The organism is Pseudoduganella sp. GW821-FHT12E03 (assembly GCF_058807115.1).
Genome location: NZ_JBXAQJ010000002.1, coordinates 304544 through 325858, shown reverse-complemented (window position 1 = coordinate 325858; position 21315 = coordinate 304544). Strand labels below are relative to the sequence as shown.

The window sequence follows — 21315 nt, the reverse complement described above, 5'->3', positions numbered from 1 at the left end:
AATCCACGGATTTGCCGGGTTTCCAGCGTGGCACGGCATTTGCTGAGGTAAGGCTGTTCTCTTGTTCAATGAAAGCCTCGCAATGACGACCCAAGCACAATACCGTACCGCCCTGCCATTCCGTTTGTCTCCCGTCGCCGCCACACTGGCCGCCACGTTCGCCGGCGCCGCCTTGCTGGCGTCCGCGCCGCTGTACGCGGCTCAAACGTCGGCCGAGCCGACCGTGGCCGAACTGCAAGCGGAAATCGCGCGGCTCAAGCAGCAACTCGCAACGCAGAACCCTTCGGCGGCACAGGGTGCCCCGGTGACGGCTGCGCCCGCGGTGGTTGCCGCCACGCCCGCCGCCACGCCAGCCGTGGACGAATCCGAAACCCTGGGCGAAGTCACGGTGCGCAGCCGCAACCGGCTGGAACGCCTGCAAGACGTGCCGCTGTCGGTCTCCGTCGTGACCGGCAAGGAACTGGACCGCCTGCAAGCCACCGATATCAAGTCGCTGACCCAGCGCGCCGCCAACGTGTCGTGGAACCAGGGTAACCAGCGCACCGCCAGCCTGGCCATCCGCGGCGTCGGCAAACAGGGCCAGACCGAGGCGCAAGACCCCAGCGTGGGACTGATCGTCGATGGCGTCAACTACGCCTACAACGCGCTGTCGTCCAGCTTCGACTTCACCGATGTCGATGCGGTGGAAGTCACGCGCGGTCCGCAAGGCACCCTGCTGGGCAAGAACACCAGCGTGGGCGTGGTCAACGTCACCACGCGCCGACCAACCTTCACGCCCGATGCGTCGTGGTCGCTGACGATCGGCCAGCAGGACACGGTGCAAGGCCGCTTTGCCGCCGGCGGTCCGATCGTCGACGGCTTGCTGGCGTACCGCGCCAACCTGTCCGTCAGCAAGGGCGAAGGCGACATCAAAAACGCGTACAACAAGGACATCACCTACACCAACAAGGACCGCGTGTCGGGCCGCCTGCAATTCCTGCTGACGCCCGATTCGTCGTTCAGCGCCCGCATCGCGCTCGATGCACAGCCGCGCGCCGGCGAGACCTACAACGCCCGCACCATCAACACGCCGACGCCAAACGTGTACGCGAACGGCGCCACCAATACCCTGGCCACGGACGCCTCCGTGCGCCTGGCGCGCCGCTGGTTCACCCAGCAGACCGGTTACAGCTACGAGAACAATTTCCTCAACGAGAAGACCGGAGAGGTTAACAACGACAACCAGCGCCCGCTGGTCACCGGCAGCAATGGCGCGGCGGCGGAGCTGAACTGGTACCTCGACAAGTTCAACATCACGTCGATCACGGCATACAAGGATTACCACTTCAACGCCACCAATGACGAAGGCACGCCGTTCGACGTGCACCGCAACTCGGGCGGCTTCTGGAATGACTACCGCCAGGCCACGCAGGAATTGCGCATCTCGTCCCAGCCGGGCGGCTTTGTCGATTACCAGGCCGGCGTGTTCCTGATGAAGGTGAATAACCAGGCCGACTACCGCCGCGAATGGGGCAACGACGCGGGCGCCTGGTATGCCAATGCGACCCAGTACAACCGCCTGGACGCCAATGCGGCGGGCCGCTACCTGCTGCAAAATTCGCTGGACCGCCTGCAGATGTCGTTCAACTCTCCCGCCGGCACGCAGGATATCCGCAACAAGAGCGCCGCCCTGTTTGCCCAGGCCAACTGGCACCTGTCCGATCCGCTGACCGTCACCACCGGCTTGCGCTTCACCCGAGAAGACCGCCGCAACAAGGGCAGCACCCTGGTCAACAATGACGGCAATGCACCGGAACTGAACCCGGTGTCCGTCAACGGCGTGGCCTTCGGCGGCTTCGGCAGCGCGGCCAACGGTTCGCTGCTGGCGTCCAACAGCGCGGCGCAAATCGCACTGGCCAACAGCACCGCCCTCAAATACTTCGGCGTGGCGCAATACAGCGCGCTGACGGCGGCCCAGCAACAGCAAGTGGCCGATGCGAAAGCCATCCGCGCCTCGCAGATCGGCGTGATCTTCCCATCGACGGAAGCCGAACCGTTCAAGGACACGTTGCCCTCGTTCGTGCTGAGCCCTTCGTACAAGTTCAGCAAGGACCTGACCGCCTACGCCTCGTGGCAATACGGTGAAAAGGCCGGCATTTCGCAGCTGACCAACGGCGTGTCGAACCTGGTGCGCAAGGAAAAGACCAACGCGCTGGAAACTGGCTTCAAGTCCGCGCTGCTGGACCGCAAGCTGCTGATCAACGCCAACCTGTTCCTGATGAACATCAAGGACTACCAGCAGGCGGTGCGGGTGCTCGACGTCTACACCACGAACCTCAACAACGACGGCCAGCTGTACTACACCACGGCCACCGGCAACGCGCCCAAAGTGCAGGCCAAGGGCCTGGAATTCGACGGCGCGTATTCCGGCATCGCCAACACCACCCTGCGCTTCTCGGGCGCCTACACCGACGCGGTCTACAAGGACTTCAAGCAATCCGCGCAACCGGTGGAAAACGGCTATGCGGGCGCGGCGCCGTACCGCGACGTCACGGGCCAGTCGCTGCCGGGCGCATCGAAGTTCACGTTCAACATCGGCGCCGACTACCGCAAGCCGGTCTTCACCGACAAGGAGTTCCACGCCAGCTTCAACACCGCGTTCAATTCGCGCTACAACGCGGACAACACGCTGTCGAGCTATGGCTGGGTCGGCGCCTCGTCGATCACCGACCTGTCGGTGGGCTTTGGCACGCGCAGCGGCTCATATGACGTCAGCGTGATCGTCAAGAACGCGTTCCAGAACGATGCGCCGCTGACCAGGACGTGGAATACCTACACGCCGGCGGTGCCGCGCTGGATCGGGCTGGTGGTGAGCGGCAAGATCTGATCCACCGCGCGGAATGAGCGGGCCGCACCGGGATTACCGGTGCCGGCCCGCTACAACGTTTACGCGCGGCCACTGGCACTAAATCCGTAGGGCGGTTTGCGCGACGCCAACGGACCAGTACTGCATGCGCCGGATGGAACGCCAGCACGGTGGCTTTGCCTCCGGCAAATCCACCCTACTGATTATCCGCCAACACTTCTGCTGCTTCACTGCGTGCAACGCATCACCCCTTCGTCACGCTCCAGTCACAACTTCCTTAAAAATCAATTAGTTGAGCAAACAATGCCTGCTGGCACGGCAGTTGCTATTAAAGGTTCAGTCATAAAACTATTCCACAGGAGCCTCTGCCGATGAAACTCAAAGCCATCACCATTGCCATACTGCTAGCCACCTCGACTGCCGCCACCATTGCAGCCGATGACAAAGCCGCACCCGCCGCCGCCGCCGCCGCGAAAGCATGGCAGTATTCGACCGTCCAGCGCCCGGACGTCCCGGCAGTCAAACAAAAAGCCTGGGTGCGCACGCCGGTCGACGCCTTCGTGCTGGCCAAGCTGGAACAGAAGAACCTGAAGCCATCCGCCGATGCGGACCGCGCGACCTACATCCGCCGCGCCACGCTCGATACCTGGGGCGTGATCCCGACGCCGGAAGAAGTGCAAGCCTTCGTCAACGACAAGTCGCCGAACGCCTATGAAAAGCTGGCGGACCGCCTGCTGTCGTCGCCCCATTTCGGCGAACGCCAGGCACGCCGCTGGCTGGACCTGGCCCGTTATGCGGACAGCGCCGGCTTCCAGAACGACAACACCCGCCCGAACAACTACCGCTACCGCGACTATGTGATCAAGGCGTTCAACAGCGACAAGCCGTTCGACCGCTTCATCAAGGAGCAGATCGCCGGTGACGAACTGTTCCCGGACAGCGAGGAAGCGAAAGTCGCCACCGGTTTCCTGGCAGGCTACCCGGACAACTCCAACTCGCGCGACCTGGTGCAGCGCAAATACCAGATCGCCACCGACATGACCGACACCGTCGGTGAAACCTTCCTCGCCTCCACCATTGGTTGCGCGCGCTGCCACAACCACAAGGCGGACCGCGTCAGCCAGAAGGAATACTTCCAGCTGCAGGCGTTCTTCGCCAACACCAGCTTCGACGAGAAGGTGCCGGCCCAGAAAGGCGAAGCGGAACTGGCCTATGAAAAGCAGCAGGCCGCCTACCGCGCCGCCACCAAGGACATCCGCGACAAGCAGAAAGCCATCCTCGATACCGTGCGTGAAGCCGGCGTCAAGTACCACAAGGAACGCTACCTGACCGACAGCCGCGAAGCCATCTTCAAGCCGGAAGCGCAATGGAACGCGCTGGACCGCTGGGTCAACTTCCGCCTGAAAACCGTCAGCACGGAAAACGACGTGGTGCAGTACCTGCGCCTGACGGCCGAAGACAAGGACAGCGCCGACTACAACCCGGAAAACGCGGACAAATGGAAGCAGTACCAGAAGCTGACGGCCGAACTGCGCAAGTTCGACAAGCAGCGTCCGGAACGCGGTTCGCTGTTCTACACGGCGGCCACGGAACTGGGCCGTCCGGACGCGCCGCCGACCCACGTGCGCTTTGGCGGCGTGCATGAAGCGCCGCTCGATGCGGTGGAGCCGGGCGTGCCCGCCCTGTGGGCCAACGGCACGAAAGTCGAGATCAAGCCAACCGCAACGTCGTCCGGCCGCCGCACGGCGCTGGCCAACTGGCTGGCCAGCGAATCGAATCCGCTGACGGCGCGCGTGTTCGTCAACCGCGTCTGGAGCCAGTACTTCTCCAACGGCATCGTGTCGACCGTGGCGGACTTTGGCCGCGCCGGCCAGAAACCGACCCACCCGGAACTGCTTGACTACCTGTCGTCGGACTTCGTGAAGAATGGCTGGAGCGTCAAGCAGCTGCACCGCCAGATCCTGCTGTCGTCGGTGTACCGCCAGTCGTCGGCCGAACGCGCCGACGTGGCGGCCGCCGATCCGGACAACAAGCTGCTGGCAGTGTATCCGCGCAAGCGCCTGGAAGCCGAACAGATCCGCGACTCGCTGCTGGCGGCGTCCGGCAAGCTCGAAGAGAAACTCGGTGGCCCGGCCGTATTCCCGAAAGTGCCATCGAACTTCAGCGCCGGCAACCTGTGGACCGCGTCGAACGATCCGCATGACCAGAACCGCCGCAGTATCTATACCTTCGTGCGCCGCAGCGTGCCGTATCCGCTGACGCAAAACTTCGACCCGGCCGATCCGTCGGCCGCGCACCACAAGCGCAACGTGACCACCACGCCGCTGCAGGCGCTGGCCCTGTTCAACAGCGACGTGGTGCTGAACTGGTCGCAGGCATTGGCCGGCCGCGTGATCCGCGAAGCGGGCAACGATGAAACCGCGCAGTTGAACCGCCTGTACGAAATCCTGTTTGCCCGTACCCCGAGCAAGGCCGAGCGCGCGACCCTGAAGGAATTCCTGAACAAGCAGGAACGCATCATCCAGGCGCGCAATACCGATGGCAAGTTCGAAGTGGCGGTGCCGACCGGCCTGAAGGAAAACCAGCAAGTCAACCCGATCCGCGCAGCGGCGCTGGTGGACCTGGTGCACACGGTGGCCAACTCGAACGATTTCGCCTACCGCTTCTGATCCATCACGACTACACACAACCGACTAACTCAATAAAAAAGGAAACACCAATATGTGCCAACATTCGCGTCGCGACTTCCTGCTGAAATCCGGCCTCGGGCTGGGCGCCGCAGCCGTTACCGGCTTCCTGCCCGGCGGCGGCCTGTTGCAGGGCGCCATGGCGGCGGACTTGATCGATCCGCTGGCCGCCAAATCGCCGCACTTCCCGGCCAAGGTGAAATCCGTCATCTGGCTGCACATGAACGGCGCCCCGTCCACGCTGGACCTGTTCGACTACAAGCCCGACCTGATCAAGCTGGCGGGCCAGGACGTGCCGGCCTCGTTCCTGAAAGGGATCAAGACCAGTACCCAGGGCGGCGTGGGCAAAGTGTTCGCCTCCAAGCGCGAGTGGAAACAGCATGGCGAAAGCGGCCACTATTTCTCCGACCTGGTGCCGAACATCGCCACCCAGTCCGACAAGATCGCCTTCATCAAATCCAGCGTGACGGTCGGCGCCACCCACGACATCTCGATCCTGAAACTGAACACCGGTGACCTGAGCCCGGGCCGCCCATCGCTGGGCGCATGGGTCAGCTATGCGCTGGGTTCGGCCAATCCGGACTTGCCACCGTACGTGGTGCTGTACAACGGCAAGAACGAGCCGAGCGCCGGTTCCGTCAACTGGAACTCGGGCTTCTTGCCGGCCGTCTACCAGGGCACCGCGTTCCGTCCGGGTCCGTCGCCGATCTTCTACCTGGAGCGTCCGGAACTGCGCACCGAAGGCCAGCAGCACGCCTCGCTGGACTTGCTGCGCAAGCTGAACCAGCAAAACGCGTCGCGCTATCCGTCCGATACGGAACTGAAAGCCCGCCTGCGTTCGTACGACCTGGCCGACCGCATGCAGGTGTCGGCGCCGGAAGCGGTCGACCTGACCAAGGAAACCGACGCCACAAAGGAACTGTATGGCCTGAATGATGAAACCTCGGCCAGCTATGGCACCACGCTGCTGCGTGCACGCCGGCTGGTGGAGCGCGGTGTCCGTTTCATCCAGGTGGTGTCCGGCGCGCCGGACGGCCAGACCGAAGTCACCAGCTGGGATGCGCACAACGACCTGGAGAAAAATCACGGCGTCAATGCCCGCATGATCGACAAGCCGATCGCCGGCCTGCTGGCCGACCTGCAATCGCGCGGCTTGCTCGACACTACGCTGGTGGTGTGGACCTCCGAGTTCGGCCGCACCTCGTATGGCCAGAGCGGCAATGGCCGCGACCACAATCCATGGGGCTACACGCAATGGATGGCCGGTGGCGGCGTCAAGGCCGGCTACACGCACGGCGCGACCGATGAAATCGGCCTGCAGGTGGCCAACAAGGACCAGGCGGTCGATACCTATGACTTGCACGCCACCGTGCTGCAGTTGCTGGGCCTGGACCACTTGAAGACGACGTTCCTGAACAACGGCCGCTCCGAGCGTCCGACCGTGGTGTACGGCAAGGTCATCAAGGAATTGATCGCCTGATGGTGAGTTGACCACGCCGTAACGCTGTACCACCGGTCCGGCGCGGATGCTTCGCGCCGGACCGGACCTGAACATGAAACCGTATGCGAAAAGTACCGATATTACTGACACTGATTACCGCCGTCGTTGCCTTCAACGCCGGCTCCGCCGAGCCGGAAATGGGCATGGACCTGATGCAGGCCATCGAGGATACCAACAAGAGCCTGTCCTCCAATATCGCGCTGGCCAACAAGCAGGCGGCCGGCGACGATGCCAGGGAATTGACGCGCATGTTCCAGGAAGTGGAAACCTTCTTTGAACACAAGGGCGACGCGAAAAACGCGGTCGACCTGGCAAAGCAGAGCCGCGAATTGTCGGCCGACATCGTGCAGCTGGTTGCCACCGGTAAGTTCGATGTGGCGACCGACAAGGCCACGACCTTGTCGCGCACCTGCCGTACCTGCCACACGTTCTACAAGAAGGAGTAGGCCATCGCTGCGATCAAGAGCATGGCTGCGGACGCGGTGACGCGCATTGAATGGCCCGCCGGCCTGGCCGCCGCGTTGGCCGAGGCATGCGCCTGGCCTGTCGCGTCACAGGCGCTGCGCATGCTGCGCCGCGCGCTGCTGATGGTGTCCGCGTCGATGCTGGCCGCTGGGCTGGCGCCGGATGCGCGGGCGGCGCCCAGGGCGCCCGCCACGGCCACTGTCAAGGCGTCCAGGCCGGCGGCCGCGCTGCCGGGCAATGCCGATGCGGGGCGGATCAAGGCCGAGGCGGAACGCTGCCTCGAATGCCACGGCCAGCCCGGCGTGGCGCAAGGCCACAGCGCGGGCGAGGATGGCAAGTTTGCCCGGTTGGACGGCCAGCAGCACGCCTACATCGTCAAGCAGGTGCAGGACTTCCGGCTGGGACGCCGCAAGAACGAGTTCATGGCGATGATGGCCAATAGCGTCAGCGATGAAGACGTGGCCGATATCGCCGCCTACTTTGCCGCGCAGCCGGCGATGCCGTCCGCGCTGCGCGATGGCATCAATGGCGGCAAAGGCGGTGCGGCGCCGGCGGCGCTTGCCGGTCCGGCGGCGCAGCTGTACCGGCATGGTGACGCGGCGCGCAAGGTTGCCGCCTGCGCCGCCTGCCATGGCGCGTCCGGCGAAGGGATTGCCGGCGTGGCGCCGGTGATCGGCGGCCAGGGGCGCCGCTATTTATCGCAGCAATTGCAGAACTGGCGCAGCGGGGAGCGCAGCAATGGCGCGGGTATGCGGGAAGCCACCGCCAGCCTGAGCGACGCGGAAATCGACGCCCTCGCACTGTATGTATCGGAAATGTAAAACCACCACAGGAGAATGACCATGATGAAAAAACTGATGCTGGCAGCAGCAACCCTGGCGGCAGCAAGCACCCTGCCCGCCCATGCGGCGCTGAAAGCCGGCGACAACGCGCCGGGCTTCACCACCCAGGCTTCGCAGGCCGGCAAGGCGTTTGAATTTTCGCTGAAGGAGGCGCTCAAGAAGGGACCGGTCGTGGTGTACTTCTACCCGTCCGCCTACACCGGCGGCTGCAATGTGCAGGCGCACACGTTCGCCGTCAACCATGACAAATTCGCACAGGCCGGCGCCACCGTGGTCGGCGTGTCGCTCGACAGCATTGCGCGCCTCAACGATTTCTCGGCCGACCCGAATTATTGCGCGGGCAAATTCCCGGTCGCGGCCGATGCCGACGGCAAGATCGCCCGCTCGTATGACCTGGCCATCCGTGAAGCAACGGCCGGCAAGAAGGATACGCGCGGCATCGACATCGAGCACGCCACCACCGAGCGCACCACCTTCATCGTGACCCCGGACGGCCGCATTGCCGCCGCCGTGGGCGGACTGACGCCGGCGGCCAATGTGGAAAAAGCGCTGGAAACCGTGCAGCAACTGGCGCGCAAGCGTACCTGACAACTCAATCGATAACTCAACCGATAAGCCTCGAGGGATAAACCATGAATAAGACATTGAACATCGCCCCCATTGTTGCGCTGCTGCTCGCCGCCTTCGGCGGCAACGCGCATGCGCAGCTGGCCACCGCCGCGATTGCCGGCGTGGTGGCGGCCGGTACGCCGATTGAACTGATCAAGGAGGGATTCAACGGCACCGAGGGCCCGGTGGCCCTGCCGGACGGGAATTTCGCCTTCACCGAGACCCCGGCCAACCGCATCACGCGCATCAGCCCGGAAGGCGCGATTTCGACCCTGCTGGAAAACACCAACGGCTCCAATGGCCTGGCCATCAACGCCGATGGCGACATCTACGCGGTGCAGGTGGCCGATCCGAAGGTCGGCATCGTCTATCCGCCGCATCGTGCCCGTACCCTGGCGGCGCGCTATGACGGCGCGCCGTTTGGCCGCCCGAACGACATCGTGCTGGACCGCAAGGGCGGCGTCTACTTCACGGATTCCGGCGTGAATCCGCCGGCCGCCGGCGCCTCGGCGGTGGCGCCAGCGGCCCCGCAGCCGGCGGAAAAGCCCGCGAAACCAGCCGTGTACCACATCTCCAGCGAAGGGGCGCTGACCCGCCTGGCCGCCGACGTCGAGCGCCCGAACGGCATCCAGCTCAGCCCCGATGAAAAAACCCTGTATGTCGCCAACACGTTTGGCGAATACGTGCTGGCGTACGACATCCTGGGCGACGGCAAAGTCGGCCCGCGCCGCAACTTCGCCAAGCTGGAAGGATTCAAGAAAACGGAAACCGGCGGCACCAGCGGCGCCGACGGCCTGGCGGTGGACGCCGACGGCCGGGTGTACGTCGCCAGCACGGCCGGCATCCAGGTCTTCAGCAACAAGGGCGAAGCGCTGGGCATTATCGCGCTGCCGAAATCGCCGCAAAACATCGCCTTCGCCGGTCCCGGCAAGAAAACCCTGTACGCGGTGGGCCGCGGGGCGGCCTACAAGATCGCCACGCTGACCCAGGGCTTTGCCGGCCGCGCCAAGTAATCCTTTGATTTCCGGGCCGCAGCCGTGTGGCCCTTACCTGTTCACGCCAACCTAAAAGGAAGCACATGAAGAAAGCAGCAACCCTCATCGCCGCCGCGGCGATCGCGGCAGCCACGTTTGCCGCCACCGCCCCCGCCATCGCCCAGCAGGGTCCGAAGCCGGAAAACCTGATCAAATGGCGCCAGTCCGCCTTCCAGGTGGTGGCCTGGAACACCGGCCGCATCAAGGCGTCGCTGGACGGCACCTACAACAAGGATGAAGTGCAACGCGCCGCCAACAGCATCGCCGCCATCGCCAACGGCGGCTTGGGTGCGCTGTTCGCGCCGGGCACCGAACAAGGCAAAGGCTGGCACGACACCAGCTCGAAACCGGAACTGTTCAAGGACACCAAGAAGTTCGGCGAACTGGGCGCCAGTTTTGGCAAGGAAGCCAGCGAACTGGCATCGGTCTCGGCCGGCGGCGACGTGAACGCGATCAAGGCGCAATTCGGCAAGCTGCAGCGCACCTGCAAGAGCTGCCATGATGATTTCAAGGCCAAGGACTGATCACTTATGAAAATCAAACTCCATACCGCTGCACTGGTGTGCGCTTCCCTGGTGGCCTCCGCATGGGGCGGCCATGTGCTGGCGCAGGTGGCCGGCCAGGCTGCGGCCGCCGCGCCGGCGGCTGCTCCCAACACTGCCCGTTCCACCGATCCGGCTAAACCGTTGAGCTTTTTCGTGACCAGCGAAGGCAGCGGCAAAGGCGCGGACCTGGGTGGCGTTGCCGGCGCCGATGCGCACTGCCAGAAGCTGGCGGCAACGGTGGGTGCCGGTGGCAAGACGTGGCGCGCATACCTGAGCACGCAGGCGGCCGATGGCCAACCGGCGGTCAATGCACGCGACCGCATCGGCAAGGGCCCGTGGTTCAACACGCGTGGCGTGCAAATCGCACGCGATGTGGCGCACTTGCACGGCGATTCCCTGGAAGCCGCACAACTGGGCAATAACCTGAGCAAGAACACGGTGCTGACGGAAAAGAACGAGCCGGTCAAAGGCGCGGGCGACAAGCCGAACGAGCATGACATCCTGACCGGATCGACGCCGGACGGCCGCGCCTTTGCCGATGCGGCGGACCGCACGTGCAAGAACTACACCAGCAGTGCCGCCGAAGGTTCCGCCCAACTGGGCCACTTCGACCGCACCGGCGGCGGCAACACCTCGTGGAATTCCGCCCACCCAAGCCGCGGCTGCGGCCAGCAAAACCTGGTCTCGACCGGCGGCGCGGGCTTGCTGTACTGCTTCGCAGCCAACTAAGCACGCCACACCCGCACACCACCCCGGTATCACTTTGACAGGGCACGCCTCGCCAGGGCGTGCCTTTTTTTGGCGTGTTTGGGGGGTCAGGCGTGCGATCATGCATATTGTCAGTGGGGTCAGGCGTGCATTCGTGCACTTCTCACGCCCGGTTTCCCCGCCATTGCTGCCTGAACGCTGTTTTCAGCGCCAGCACAACGCATGGCCTTCGTCGCAACAACGGGCATCAGGCACGACGCGGTGATCCGGCCCCACCAATGCAAAACGCCAGGCAGCGCCTGGCGTGGTTCAAAAAACAGCGGCGTCACGCCGCGCATTGAATGCACGAACGCACGCCTGACCCCACGGTGGGAATGCATCAATGCACGCCTGACCCCACCGGGGTTGCTGGTTGGCTAGCGCCGGGAGTCCTGGGCTTCCACTCTTTTGATGCTGTCTTCGATGGTGCGGGCCATTTCGCTGCCGGCGGGGGCGAGGGACAGGATTTTCTTCCAGGCGCGCAGGGCCGCATCGACATCGCCGCGTTCCAGCGCGGCGCTGCCCAGCAGCGCCAGCACTTGCGTATGCTGCGGATTGAGGGCCAGGGCGCGCTGCAGCAGTTGTTCCGGCTCGCCCGACAGGCGCTGGCCCTGGGCCATGCCCAGCACCACCGCGTAATCGGCCAGCAGTTCCGCGCTCTCGCCCTGCAGCGCCAGCAATTGCTTGTACGCTTCGGCAGCCTGGTCAAACCGGCGCAGGGTTTCATAGGAGCGCGCCAGCATGCGCCAGCCGTCCGCATCGCGCGGCTGGTCTTTCAGGCGCGCGGCCAGCCGCGCCACCATGGCTTCGACTTGCGGCGGCGCCGCTTCTTCCACCGCCTGCTGTTCCGGCAACAGCGCGGCGGGGGTGCCGAGCGCCGCATACATTCCGACACCCAGCAGCGGCGCAATCAACGCGGCCGGCAGCGCGGAGCGCCAGCGCCGCCACGGCGACGGGTCAGCCGTACCGCCCGCGCCCGTGCGCGCCAATGGCGCGGCAATGGCAAAAAAAGCCAAGGCAGCCATCGCAATGGCCGCCGCAAAAAACCAGTTCATGTTTTCTCCCCCTGTTGCCGCTTCAATGTCCGCCACAGCCACCACAGCCCGCCGCCCAGCAAGGCAAACGGCCCAAACCACAGCGGCCAGGTACTGGCCCGCACCGGCGGCCGGTACAGCACGGTGTCGCCATAGCGTTGCGTCAGGAAGGCAATCACGTCGTCTTCGCTGCGCCCGGCCGCCAGCTGTTCGCGCACCACGCCCTTTAAATCCCGCGCCAGCTGCGCATTGGAATCGGCAATGGTCTGGTTGTCGCAGACCAGGCAGCGCAATTCCGTGGCCAGCCGCTCGACCCTCGCCTCGAGTTCGGCGCTGGATGACACCGCGGGCGCGGCGGCCGAAACCGCCACGCACGGCAGCGCCAGTACCGCTGTCAGTCCCAGCACGGCCAGCCCCTTGCGCACGCCGGACGCGCGCAAGTAGCGCTGCCGCGCGGCGCCCCGTTCCGAGATGTCACGCACGTTCCAGCTCCCTCACCAGCGGCAGCAATTTATCGCGCACCACGGCGTCCGTGACCGGCCCCACATGGCGCAGGCGGATATGTCCCTGCTTGTCGATAACGAACGTCTCCGGCACGCCGACCACGCCCCAGTCCATGCCAACCCGGCCATCGCCGTCAAACACGGCCGCCACGTAAGGGTCGCCATGTTCGGCCAGCCACTTGCCGCTCTCTTCCAGCTTGTCCGTGTAATTCAGGCCGATAATCGGCGCCACGCCCTGCCGCGCCAGGTCCACCAGCACCGGGTGTTCGGCGCGGCACGGCCCGCACCACGACGCCCATACATTCAACAGCCACACCTTGCCCGCCATTTGCTGCGACTGGAACGCGGGACCGGGCACGCCGATGCGCTGCAGGGTGAACGCCGGCGCCGGCTTGCCCGCCAGCGCGGTGGGTTTGTCATCGGGCTTCAGGCGCAGGCCCAAACCCAGCAAGATCAGCAGGGCGGCAAACACCGCCGCGGGAATATAACGTTTCATACCGAGACTCCTTCAGCCAGGCCGGCGGCCCGGGTCGAACGATGGGAAGATTCAATGGAAGATTCGGCTGCCGTGCGGCGCGCGCGGTAGCGCCGGTCGAACGCGGCCAGGAAACCGCCCAGCGCTATGGCCAGCGCGCCGCCCCAGATCCAGCCGACAAACGGCTTGTGCTGGATGCGCACCTGCCAGCCGCCATCGGCGGCCGGTTCACCCAGGGACACATACAGGTCGCGCGTCCAGCCCCGGTCAATCGCCGCTTCCGTCATCGGCGACTGCTGCACCGGGTAATAACGCTTTTCCGGCTGCAGCACGGCGATGCGCCCGGCGCCCTGCCATACTTCAAAGGTGCCGCGCGCCGCCACATAATTGGCGCCGTCGTGCCTCTCCATCGCGGTAAAGCGGTACTCCAGCGCACCGGCCCGCACGGAAGCGCCCACCCGCAGGCTGGCGTCGACATGGCTTTCACCGGACTTCACCAGCGTGACGCCGGCCACAAAGACCGCCAACCCGCCGTGCGCAGCCAGCATGCCCCAGTAGCTGGCCGGCTGGCGCAGCAGGCGCGCACGCCAGCCGCGGCCATCCGCCAGGCGCCGCCACAGGTGCAGCGTCGTCGCCAGCGCGATCCACACCGCCAGCGCCACGCCAAGCGACGCCAGTACGCCAAAACCGCCCCCAAAACCCGCCGCCAGCCCGGCCAGCGCCGCCGCCTGCGCCACATAGCGCAGGGACACCGGCAAAGCTTGCCAGGTGTCGCGCCTCCATGCGACGAACGGTCCCACCGCCAGCAGCGCCAGCACCGGCAGCATCAGCGGCGCAAACACGGCATCGAAATATGGCGGGCCGACCGAGATCTTGCCCAGTCCCAGCGCATCGAGCAGCAACGGATACAAGGTTCCCAGCAACACTGCCCCGGTGGCCGACAACAGCAGCACGTTATTGAGCAACAGCAGCGATTCGCGCGACCACAGGGCGAAGGTGGCGCCCTTCACCGCCTGCGCCAGCGCCGGTGCGCGCCAGGTGTACAGCGCCAGCGCCCCGCCGATCACCACCGCCAGGAAGCCCAGGATGAACAGGCCGCGCTGCGGATCGCTGGCAAACGCATGCACCGACGACAGCACGCCCGAGCGCACCAGGAAAGTCCCCAGCAGCGACAGTGAAAACGCCAGGATGGCCAGCAGCACGGTCCAGCCCCGGAAGGCGCCGCGCTTTTCCGTCACCGCCAGCGAATGCAGCAGCGCCGTGCCCACCAGCCAGGGCATGAACGACGCGTTTTCCACCGCATCCCAGAACCACCAGCCGCCCCAGCCCAATTCGTAATAGGCCCAGAAGCTGCCCATGAAGATGCCCAGGGTCAGGAAAGCCCATGCGGCCAGAGTCCATGGCCGCGACCAGCGCGCCCACGCGGCGTCGAGACGCCCGCCCAGCAATGCCGCCACGGCGAACGCGAACGCCACGGAAAAGCCGACATAGCCCATGTACAGCAACGGCGGATGAATGATCATGCCGATATCCTGCAGCAGCGGATTCAAGTCACGGCCATCGCGCGCGGCCGGCAGCAGCCGTTCGAACGGGTTCGACGTGAACAAGGTGAACGCCAGGAAGCCCACCGCGATCAAGCCCATGACCGCCAGCACGCGGGCCGCCACGTCATCCGGCAATCGGCGGCTGCCGCGCGCAACCAGGGCCAGCCACAGCACCAGCACCTGGATCCACAACAGCAGCGAGCCTTCATGGCCACCCCAAGCGCCCGCCAGCCGGTAATACCACGGCAGCATGGTGTTCGAATGGGCCGTCACGTAGGCGATGGAAAAGTCGTTTTGCGCAAAGCCGGCCAACAGCAGGCCGAACGCCAGCGTGACAAACAGCGCCAGCGCATAGGCGTTGGGCCGCGCCAGCGCGATCCAGCGCGCATTGCCGCGCCACGCCCCCGCCAGCGGCAAGGTGCCCAGCACCAGGGCCAGGCCCAGCGCCAGCATCAAGGCAAAGTTACCGAGTTCGCCCGTCATTGCGCACCTCCCGCGCGCGGCACCGCGCCAGGACCACGCTCAGCCCATTTGTCACGGGGATCGGAAGCCGCTGCGCCAGCGCCCGCCGCCCGTCCCGCCGCCACCGCTTGCGCGGCTTCCGGCGGCATATAGTTTTCATCGTGCTTGGCCAGCACTTCATCGGCGACAAACAGCGCCCCTCCCTCCAGCCGTCCCTGCGCCACCACGCCTTTCCCTTCCCGGAACAAGTCCGGCACGATTCCCTTGTAGCGCACCTGGATGGTTTTCGCATAATCGGTCACGGCGAAACTGACCGACAAACCGTCCGCCTCGCGCCGCACACTGCCCGGCTCCACCATGCCGCCGATGCGGAAACTGCGGTGCTTGGGCGCTTCGCCGGCAGCCACCTGGGCCGGTGAATAAAAGAACACCATATTCTTCTGGAATGCCTGCAGCACCAACGCCGCCGCGCCCCCCAGCGCCAGCAGTGCCGCCGCCAGCAGCAGCAAGCGTTTGCGGCGGCCGCTCATGCGCGCCTCCCGCGTGACGCCAGCCGCGCCGACAACACGGCGGCTTCCAGCGCCGCGCGCTTGCGGCGCGACAGCAACACCAGTTCCAGCGCCAGCGCGCCGCCCGTGACCAGCACCGATCCCCACACATAGCCGCCATAACCGCCCATGGCGGCGAATTCCGCGAAGCTGCCCCAGATCATGGCGCACCTCCCGCCAGCCGCGCCACCCAGGCCGACTGCCCTTCCCGTTCGAGGATGATGCAGCGCAGCCGCACCAGCGCCGCGCCGGCCGCGTAGGCCCACATGGCCAGCGCCATCACCAGCATCCCCAGCAACATCGGCGTGGCGATGGTTGGCGCGCTGGCGACCGACACCGATGCGCCCTGGTGCAGGGTGTTCCACCACTTGACGGAGAAATAAATGATGGGGATGTTGACCACGCCCACCAGCACCAGCAGCGCCCCCGCGCGGTCGGCGCGGCGCGGATCGTCGATCGCGGCCTGCAGCGCGATAAAACCGAGGTACAGGAACAGCAGCAGCAATTCCGACGTCAGCCGCGCATCCCACACCCACCACGCGCCCCACGTGGGCTTGCCCCACAAGGCGCCGGTCCACAAGGCAAGGAAGGTAAACAGCGCGCCGGTCGGCGCCAGCGCGCTGGCCATCATGGCCGACAGCCGGGTATTGGCCACCAGTCCGACCGCCGACCAGAACGCCATGGCCAGGTAAATCAGCATGGACAGCCAGGCGGCCGGCACGTGGACAAAGATGATGCGGTAGGCGTCGCCCTGCTGCGCATCGGTGGGGGCCAGGAAAAAGCCGATATACATGCCGGCGGCGGCCAGCAGCAGCGCGAACGACAGGAACAGCGACGCCAACGCGCCGGCCGGGCCGAAGAAGGCCTGAGGTGATGCGAATTGCAGCCAGCGCCGGCCCCTCCCTGGGGGAAAAGCGCTGGTGAGATGTGCGGACATGGTGACTCCTTTCGATTCCAACTTCAAACTTGCTTATTCAACGGAGATGCGCAGCGCGGCAGCCGCCGCCCACGGCGCCAGCCCGAGTGCAAACGCCAGCCCCGCACCCAGCAGCAGCAGGTGCGCATCCGGTCCGCCGGCCGTGCCCAGCGCATCGACCGCGCCGGCGCCGAACACCAGCACCGGCGTATACAAGGGCAGCGCCAGCAGCGCCACCAGCACGCCGCCGCCGCGCGCGCCCAGCGACAGCGCGGCCGCCACGGCGCCCACCAGGCTGAGGATGGGAGTCCCCAGCAGCAGGCTGGTCATCAGCACCGCCAGCGCTTGCGCATCGAGGCCGAATTGCAGCGCCAGCAGGGGTGACAACAGCACCAGCGGCAAGCCGGACACCAGCCAGTGCGCCAGCGCCTTGCCCGCCACGATCACGGCCAGCGGTTCCGGCGACAACAGCATTTGCTCCAGCGCACCATCGGCATAATCCGCGCTGAACAGGCGCGGAAGCGACAAGGTGGCCGCCAGCAGCGCCGCCACCCACAGCACGCCGGGCGCCATGGCCCGCAATGCCGCCGGTTCCGGGCCCACGCCCAACGGGAACAGCGAACAGGCGATGACAAAAAAACCCAGCGATCCCAGTGCATCGGCACGGCGGCGGCACGCCAGCAGCACGTCGCGTTGTACGGTCCAGCGCAGCGCGGCCATCATGATGCGGCTCCCGCCAATAAACGCTCCGCCCGCCGGCCGCGCGCCTCGGCCAGGCTGTCCAGATCGAGCCGCTGCAGCCGCGCCGGCCGTAACCCGTGCGCCTGGTGCGTGGTATAGACCGCCATGCCGCCCTGCTCGAGATGGGCCGCGATGCGCGCGCCGAGCGCCTGCACGGCCCGCGCATCGAGCGCCGTGAACGGTTCGTCCAGCAACAGCAGCGGCGGCAACGGATCCAGGTTCAGGCGGGCCAGCGCCACTCGCTGCCGCTGCCCCTGCGACAGCGCATGCGCCGGCAGCACGGCAACGTGATCCAGCCCGACCTGTTCCAGCGCCGCTTGCGCCTGCGCGCGGCTGACCGGCCGGCCGGCCAGGGTGGCGCTGTACACCACGTTTTCCCACGCCGACAAGTCATCCTTGATCCCTGCCGCGTGGCCGGCATACAGCAAGTGCCGGTGGTAGTCTTCGCGCAATTCCCGCACCGGCTTGCCGCGCCAGCGGACGTCGCCCGCGGCCGGCAGCCCCAGCCCCGCCAGCAGCCGCAGCAGGCTGGTCTTGCCGCTGCCATTGCCGCCGGACAGCCACAATGCGTCACCTTCGTGCAGCGAAAATTCCACGCCCTCGAACAGCCGCCGCCCGCCCCGCTCGCACGCCAGCGCGCAAGCCTGCAAAGCGGCGCGCTTCATTGCAACAGCTCGACGCCCCGGCCGGCCGCCAGCGGTTCGACCGCCAGCGCCCCCTCAGTGCCGGCGGCATGGCTGATGAAGCCAAAGCGTTTCAGGTGCGTACGCAAGATATTGCGGCTGATGCCGAGCACCCGCGCGGTCTGCACCTGGTTACGGTGGCAGGCGTCAAACGCGGTGCGGACGATGATTTCTTCCACCGTGTCGAACAAGTCCGGCTGATCCGCTTCGATCATGCCGTTGACCAGCGCGGACAGGCGCTGGCGGAAGCCGTCGGGCGACGTGGCGCCCAGCCCACCGCCATGCGCCACCGGTGCGGCGGCAGGCTCATCCTGGCGTTGCGGCCGGCGCCGCGACACGCCGGACAATTTCAAATCGTCCGGCTGGATGACGCCGTCGCGGCATACGATCAGCGCGAAGTGGATGACGTTTTCCAGTTCGCGGATATTGCCGGGCCAGTCGTATTCCAGCAGCGCCAGGCGCGCCGCCGGCGACAGCGCGGCTTCCGGCGCCTTCATTTTTTCACTGTAGACACCGATGAAATGGCGCGCCAGCGGGATGATGTCGCCGGGACGCTGGCACAGCGGATCCAGATGCACGGTGGCCACGCTGAGGCGGTAATACAGGTCTGAGCGGAAGCGATCCGCCGCCACCGCCTTGTGCAAGTCCACGTTGGTGGCGGCCACCAGCCGCACATTGAGCGGGATCGGCGTGCGCGCGCCGAGGCGCACCACTTGCCGCTCCTGCAGCACCCGCAGCAATTTCACTTGCAGCGCCATCGACAGGTCGCCGATCTCGTCAAGGAACAGGGTGCCGCCGTTGGCCGCTTCGAACCAGCCTGAGCGCGCCTGCGTCGCGCCGGTAAAGGCGCCCGCTTCGTGGCCGAACAGTTCCGCGTCGATCAGCGTTTCACTGAAGGCGCCGCAGTTGACCGCCACAAACGGCCCCCGCCGGCCGCTGACGTTATGGATGTGGCGCGCGATCAATTCCTTGCCGGTGCCGGTCTCGCCGATGATCAGGGTGGTGGCCTCGGTCGGCGCAATACGCTCAACCTGTTCCAGCAATTCCGCGGAGCGCGGATCGTGGAACATCAGGGCCTTGGCGCGTATCGAGAGCGCCATTCCGGACGTATCCGGGAAAGTCAGTAATTTATCCACGAGTGTTCCCTTTTTGCGGCACTGCAATGGGCGCGGCGCCGTTGTTATGTTGGTGGCATCAGACTACCGGCTGGCGGGGAATTCGCACACGAATCATTCCGACGTAACAAATTCATAAAGCGGATATGGCGCGCCGCAGCATGGTGCGGGGTGCAAATAAATGCAAACTATGCAACAATGTGACCTCTTCAATCGATCCCTGACATGAAAGTCCGTTCGCTACTTGCCCTGACCATCACAGTTGCGCTGGTGCCGGTGGTGGTCTTCTTCGCTGCGCCGCTGAGCCGGCTGGTGGAAGCGGAGCGCGATGCGGGTGTCCGCACCATGCAGGAAGCTGCGCGCGCCACGTCGCTCGCGGTCGATGCGCAGTGGTATGAAGTCATTGGCCTGGTGCGCGCCACCAGCAATTCCAGCAAGCTGGAAAACAAGCAGATGGCAGCGTTTGGCGGCAAGGCCCGCTCGCTGGTGCAGGACCGCTCCGCCTACCTGGTGTTGTTTGACCACGAAGGCCAGCAACTCATCAATACATCCATGTCAACCGATGCCGCGCTACCGGACACGCGCAGTGTGTCCGGACCGCGCATCGCCACCGTGCTGGCTGGCGAAAAACCCGTGATTTCCAACCTGCTGCGGGCGCCGGGCAATGGCCGCCACGTGGTGGCGCTGGAATTTCCCGTGCATTTGCCGGAAGACCGCCATTATGTGATGAGCTATGGTTTCGATGCGGCGCTGCTGGCGCAGGCGTTGCCGCCGCCAGCCCCGGGCCGGGCCGTGTTCCGCATCTACGACCGCGACGGCCGGCTGGTCCAGAGCAACCATTTGCCGACCGGCGCCGGTTCCCTGGCCCCGGCCACGATTGCGGCGGCCATCAAATCCAATGAAACCGGCTTGATCCGCACCGACGACGATACCTATACGGTGCTGGCCCGCTCCGCACTGTCGGGCTGGTGGGTCGCCATGTCGGAAACCACGGAAAAGGTGGACGGCACCACCGAGCGCACCGTGCTGCTGTCCGGCCTGGGCCTGGCGCTGGCCCTGGCGCTGGCGATTGCCACCGCCTGGGCGCTGTCGGACCGCATCGCCAAGGCCATCGCGGCCACGAACGATGCCGCGCGCGCGATGGGCGCGGGCGCCGGCGGCCCGCCGCAACGCAGCGGCATCGATGAACTGGACCACCTGGAAGACAGCGTGTACCAGGCCAACCGCCTGCTGACGGAAGCCGCGCTGGAACGCGAGCGCCTGCTGGTGCAGGCGCAGCAGGCGCGTGAAGTGGCCGATGCGCAAAACCGCGCCAAGGATGAATTCCTCGCGATGCTGGGCCATGAATTGCGCAATCCGATGGCGCCCATCAGCACGGCGGCACACCTGCTGTCCATGCCGAACCTGGATCCGTCCCGGCTGCGCCACGCGGGCCAGGTGATCGGCCGCCAGGTCGAACACATGAACCGCCTGGTCAATGACTTGCTCGATGTGTCGCGCGTGACGCGCGGGCTGATTTCACTGGAACGCAAGCCGCTGCAAATCCAGTCCATTATCGCCAGTGCGCTGGAACAGGCCTCGTCCATCGTGGAAGCGGGCCGGCATGAACTGGTGGTGGAAACCGGCGACGCGCCGCTGTGGATCAGCGGCGACGCGATCCGGCTGGTGCAGGTGCTGACGAATTTGCTGGTCAATGCCGTCAAATATTCGCCACCCGACACCCGCATTGTGGTGCGTGCGGAATCCGACGGCGCGACGCTGGTGCTGTCGGTGGCCGACAATGGCAGCGGCATTGAACCGGACTTGCTGCCGCGGATCTTCGACTTGTTTTCACAGGGTGCGCGCCGTCCGGACCGCGCGGCGGGCGGACTGGGACTGGGACTGGCCCTGGTGCGGAAAATCGTGGAACTGCATGGCGGCAGCGTGACCGCTTACAGTGAAGGCGCCGGGAAAGGCAGCTGCTTTACCATCCGGTTGCCGATGTGCGAAGCACCGGCGGAGACGGAAACCGCTTGATGC

Annotated in this window: 20 protein-coding genes; 10 read left to right on the top strand and 10 right to left on the bottom strand. The window is 65.7% G+C overall.

The genetic code is table 11. The annotated features are described in order from the left end of the window. The first annotated feature begins 82 nt into the window (after positions 1 to 82). The 9 genes from AC1RRC_RS05155 to AC1RRC_RS05115 all read left to right on the top strand — a co-directional run bounded on the left by AC1RRC_RS05155 (position 83) and on the right by AC1RRC_RS05115 (position 11257). Positions 83 to 2866 (top strand): TonB-dependent receptor, encoded by a 2784-nt coding sequence (locus AC1RRC_RS05155; protein ID WP_493054192.1) that lies wholly within the window; start codon positions 83 to 85, stop codon positions 2864 to 2866. Positions 2867 to 3216: 350 nt separating this feature from the next. Continuing rightward, positions 3217 to 5514 carry a DUF1549 and DUF1553 domain-containing protein gene (locus AC1RRC_RS05150; protein ID WP_493054191.1) on the top strand — a complete coding sequence of 766 codons (2298 nt, stop codon included), beginning with the start codon at positions 3217 to 3219 and terminating at the stop codon, positions 5512 to 5514. A gap of 52 nt (positions 5515 to 5566) precedes the next feature. Continuing rightward, positions 5567 to 7012: a DUF1501 domain-containing protein gene (locus tag AC1RRC_RS05145; protein WP_493054190.1), complete on the top strand. Its 1446-nt coding sequence runs from the start codon at positions 5567 to 5569 to the stop codon at positions 7010 to 7012. A gap of 83 nt (positions 7013 to 7095) precedes the next feature. After that, the gene (locus AC1RRC_RS05140; RefSeq protein ID WP_493054189.1) at positions 7096 to 7479 is read left to right on the top strand and encodes a hypothetical protein; all 384 of its coding nucleotides are present in this window, start codon (positions 7096 to 7098) and stop codon (positions 7477 to 7479) included. Positions 7480 to 7500: 21 nt separating this feature from the next. Further along, complete coding sequence (locus AC1RRC_RS05135; protein ID WP_493054188.1) at positions 7501 to 8319, top strand: c-type cytochrome; 819 nt, start codon at positions 7501 to 7503, stop codon at positions 8317 to 8319. A gap of 21 nt (positions 8320 to 8340) precedes the next feature. Beyond that, positions 8341 to 8928 (top strand): peroxiredoxin, encoded by a 588-nt coding sequence (locus tag AC1RRC_RS05130; RefSeq protein ID WP_493054187.1) that lies wholly within the window; start codon positions 8341 to 8343, stop codon positions 8926 to 8928. A gap of 44 nt (positions 8929 to 8972) precedes the next feature. Next, positions 8973 to 9962, top strand: coding sequence for an SMP-30/gluconolactonase/LRE family protein (locus AC1RRC_RS05125; RefSeq protein ID WP_493054186.1), 990 nt, complete (start codon positions 8973 to 8975; stop codon positions 9960 to 9962). Between the two features lie 65 nt (positions 9963 to 10027). After that, positions 10028 to 10507, top strand: a complete 480-nt coding sequence (locus tag AC1RRC_RS05120) for a c-type cytochrome (RefSeq protein WP_493054185.1) — start codon at positions 10028 to 10030, stop codon at positions 10505 to 10507. A 6-nt stretch (positions 10508 to 10513) separates the two neighbouring features. Continuing rightward, positions 10514 to 11257 (top strand): lectin, encoded by a 744-nt coding sequence (locus AC1RRC_RS05115; protein WP_493054184.1) that lies wholly within the window; start codon positions 10514 to 10516, stop codon positions 11255 to 11257. Between the two features lie 395 nt (positions 11258 to 11652). On the opposite strand, the gene AC1RRC_RS05110 is transcribed toward AC1RRC_RS05115, so the two are convergent. From AC1RRC_RS05110 to AC1RRC_RS05065, 10 genes are read right to left on the bottom strand one after another with little or no spacing between them, the layout of a single operon-like run. After that, a complete protein-coding gene (locus AC1RRC_RS05110) occupies positions 11653 to 12330 on the bottom strand; it encodes a tetratricopeptide repeat protein (protein ID WP_493054183.1) in 678 nt (225 codons plus the stop codon). Continuing rightward, complete coding sequence (locus AC1RRC_RS05105) at positions 12327 to 12791, bottom strand: cytochrome c-type biogenesis protein (protein ID WP_493054182.1); 465 nt, start codon at positions 12789 to 12791, stop codon at positions 12327 to 12329. Before AC1RRC_RS05105 ends, AC1RRC_RS05110 begins: the two co-directional genes overlap by 4 nt. Beyond that, complete coding sequence (locus AC1RRC_RS05100; RefSeq protein ID WP_493054181.1) at positions 12784 to 13308, bottom strand: DsbE family thiol:disulfide interchange protein; 525 nt, start codon at positions 13306 to 13308, stop codon at positions 12784 to 12786. Before AC1RRC_RS05100 ends, AC1RRC_RS05105 begins: the two co-directional genes overlap by 8 nt. Then, positions 13305 to 15314, bottom strand: a complete 2010-nt coding sequence (locus tag AC1RRC_RS05095) for a heme lyase CcmF/NrfE family subunit (protein WP_493054180.1) — start codon at positions 15312 to 15314, stop codon at positions 13305 to 13307. The genes AC1RRC_RS05100 and AC1RRC_RS05095 overlap by 4 nt, the downstream gene beginning before the upstream one ends. Next, the gene (ccmE, locus tag AC1RRC_RS05090; RefSeq protein WP_493054179.1) at positions 15311 to 15823 is read right to left on the bottom strand and encodes a cytochrome c maturation protein CcmE; all 513 of its coding nucleotides are present in this window, start codon (positions 15821 to 15823) and stop codon (positions 15311 to 15313) included. Before ccmE ends, AC1RRC_RS05095 begins: the two co-directional genes overlap by 4 nt. Next, positions 15820 to 16005, bottom strand: a complete 186-nt coding sequence (gene ccmD, locus AC1RRC_RS05085) for a heme exporter protein CcmD (protein WP_493054178.1) — start codon at positions 16003 to 16005, stop codon at positions 15820 to 15822. Before ccmD ends, ccmE begins: the two co-directional genes overlap by 4 nt. Further along, positions 16002 to 16778, bottom strand: coding sequence for a heme ABC transporter permease CcmC (ccmC, locus tag AC1RRC_RS05080; protein WP_493054177.1), 777 nt, complete (start codon positions 16776 to 16778; stop codon positions 16002 to 16004). The genes ccmD and ccmC overlap by 4 nt, the downstream gene beginning before the upstream one ends. Before the next feature lie 33 nt (positions 16779 to 16811). Beyond that, on the bottom strand, positions 16812 to 17480 hold the full coding sequence (ccmB, locus tag AC1RRC_RS05075) for a heme exporter protein CcmB (protein ID WP_493054176.1): 669 nt from the start codon (positions 17478 to 17480) through the stop codon (positions 16812 to 16814). Beyond that, the gene (gene ccmA / locus AC1RRC_RS05070; RefSeq protein ID WP_493054175.1) at positions 17477 to 18163 is read right to left on the bottom strand and encodes a cytochrome c biogenesis heme-transporting ATPase CcmA; all 687 of its coding nucleotides are present in this window, start codon (positions 18161 to 18163) and stop codon (positions 17477 to 17479) included. The genes ccmB and ccmA overlap by 4 nt, the downstream gene beginning before the upstream one ends. After that, complete coding sequence (locus tag AC1RRC_RS05065; RefSeq protein WP_493054174.1) at positions 18160 to 19281, bottom strand: sigma-54 interaction domain-containing protein; 1122 nt, start codon at positions 19279 to 19281, stop codon at positions 18160 to 18162. The genes ccmA and AC1RRC_RS05065 overlap by 4 nt, the downstream gene beginning before the upstream one ends. Before the next feature lie 240 nt (positions 19282 to 19521). On the opposite strand from AC1RRC_RS05065, the gene AC1RRC_RS05060 reads away from it, so the two are divergent. Further along, positions 19522 to 21312 carry a sensor histidine kinase gene (locus AC1RRC_RS05060; protein WP_493054173.1) on the top strand — a complete coding sequence of 597 codons (1791 nt, stop codon included), beginning with the start codon at positions 19522 to 19524 and terminating at the stop codon, positions 21310 to 21312. Positions 21313 to 21315: the final 3 nt, after the last annotated feature.

Excerpts from the sequence above, each read along its gene's own strand:
- AC1RRC_RS05155 (WP_493054192.1), top strand. The coding sequence starts at position 83 with ATGACGACCCAAGCACAATACCGTACCGCCCTGCCATTCCGTTTGTCT.
- AC1RRC_RS05150 (WP_493054191.1), top strand. The coding sequence starts at position 3,217 with ATGAAACTCAAAGCCATCACCATTGCCATACTGCTAGCCACCTCGACT.
- AC1RRC_RS05145 (WP_493054190.1), top strand. The coding sequence starts at position 5,567 with ATGTGCCAACATTCGCGTCGCGACTTCCTGCTGAAATCCGGCCTCGGG.
- AC1RRC_RS05140 (WP_493054189.1), top strand. The coding sequence starts at position 7,096 with ATGCGAAAAGTACCGATATTACTGACACTGATTACCGCCGTCGTTGCC.
- AC1RRC_RS05135 (WP_493054188.1), top strand. The coding sequence starts at position 7,501 with ATGGCTGCGGACGCGGTGACGCGCATTGAATGGCCCGCCGGCCTGGCC.
- AC1RRC_RS05130 (WP_493054187.1), top strand. The coding sequence starts at position 8,341 with ATGATGAAAAAACTGATGCTGGCAGCAGCAACCCTGGCGGCAGCAAGC.
- AC1RRC_RS05125 (WP_493054186.1), top strand. The coding sequence starts at position 8,973 with ATGAATAAGACATTGAACATCGCCCCCATTGTTGCGCTGCTGCTCGCC.
- AC1RRC_RS05120 (WP_493054185.1), top strand. The coding sequence starts at position 10,028 with ATGAAGAAAGCAGCAACCCTCATCGCCGCCGCGGCGATCGCGGCAGCC.
- AC1RRC_RS05115 (WP_493054184.1), top strand. The coding sequence starts at position 10,514 with ATGAAAATCAAACTCCATACCGCTGCACTGGTGTGCGCTTCCCTGGTG.
- AC1RRC_RS05110 (WP_493054183.1), bottom strand. The coding sequence starts at position 12,330 with ATGAACTGGTTTTTTGCGGCGGCCATTGCGATGGCTGCCTTGGCTTTT.
- AC1RRC_RS05100 (WP_493054181.1), bottom strand. The coding sequence starts at position 13,308 with ATGAAACGTTATATTCCCGCGGCGGTGTTTGCCGCCCTGCTGATCTTG.
- AC1RRC_RS05095 (WP_493054180.1), bottom strand. The coding sequence starts at position 15,314 with ATGACGGGCGAACTCGGTAACTTTGCCTTGATGCTGGCGCTGGGCCTG.
- ccmE (WP_493054179.1), bottom strand. The coding sequence starts at position 15,823 with ATGAGCGGCCGCCGCAAACGCTTGCTGCTGCTGGCGGCGGCACTGCTG.
- ccmD (WP_493054178.1), bottom strand. The coding sequence starts at position 16,005 with ATGATCTGGGGCAGCTTCGCGGAATTCGCCGCCATGGGCGGTTATGGC.
- ccmC (WP_493054177.1), bottom strand. The coding sequence starts at position 16,778 with ATGTCCGCACATCTCACCAGCGCTTTTCCCCCAGGGAGGGGCCGGCGC.
- ccmB (WP_493054176.1), bottom strand. The coding sequence starts at position 17,480 with ATGATGGCCGCGCTGCGCTGGACCGTACAACGCGACGTGCTGCTGGCG.
- ccmA (WP_493054175.1), bottom strand. The coding sequence starts at position 18,163 with ATGAAGCGCGCCGCTTTGCAGGCTTGCGCGCTGGCGTGCGAGCGGGGC.
- AC1RRC_RS05065 (WP_493054174.1), bottom strand. The coding sequence starts at position 19,281 with ATGGCGCTCTCGATACGCGCCAAGGCCCTGATGTTCCACGATCCGCGC.
- AC1RRC_RS05060 (WP_493054173.1), top strand. The coding sequence starts at position 19,522 with ATGAAAGTCCGTTCGCTACTTGCCCTGACCATCACAGTTGCGCTGGTG.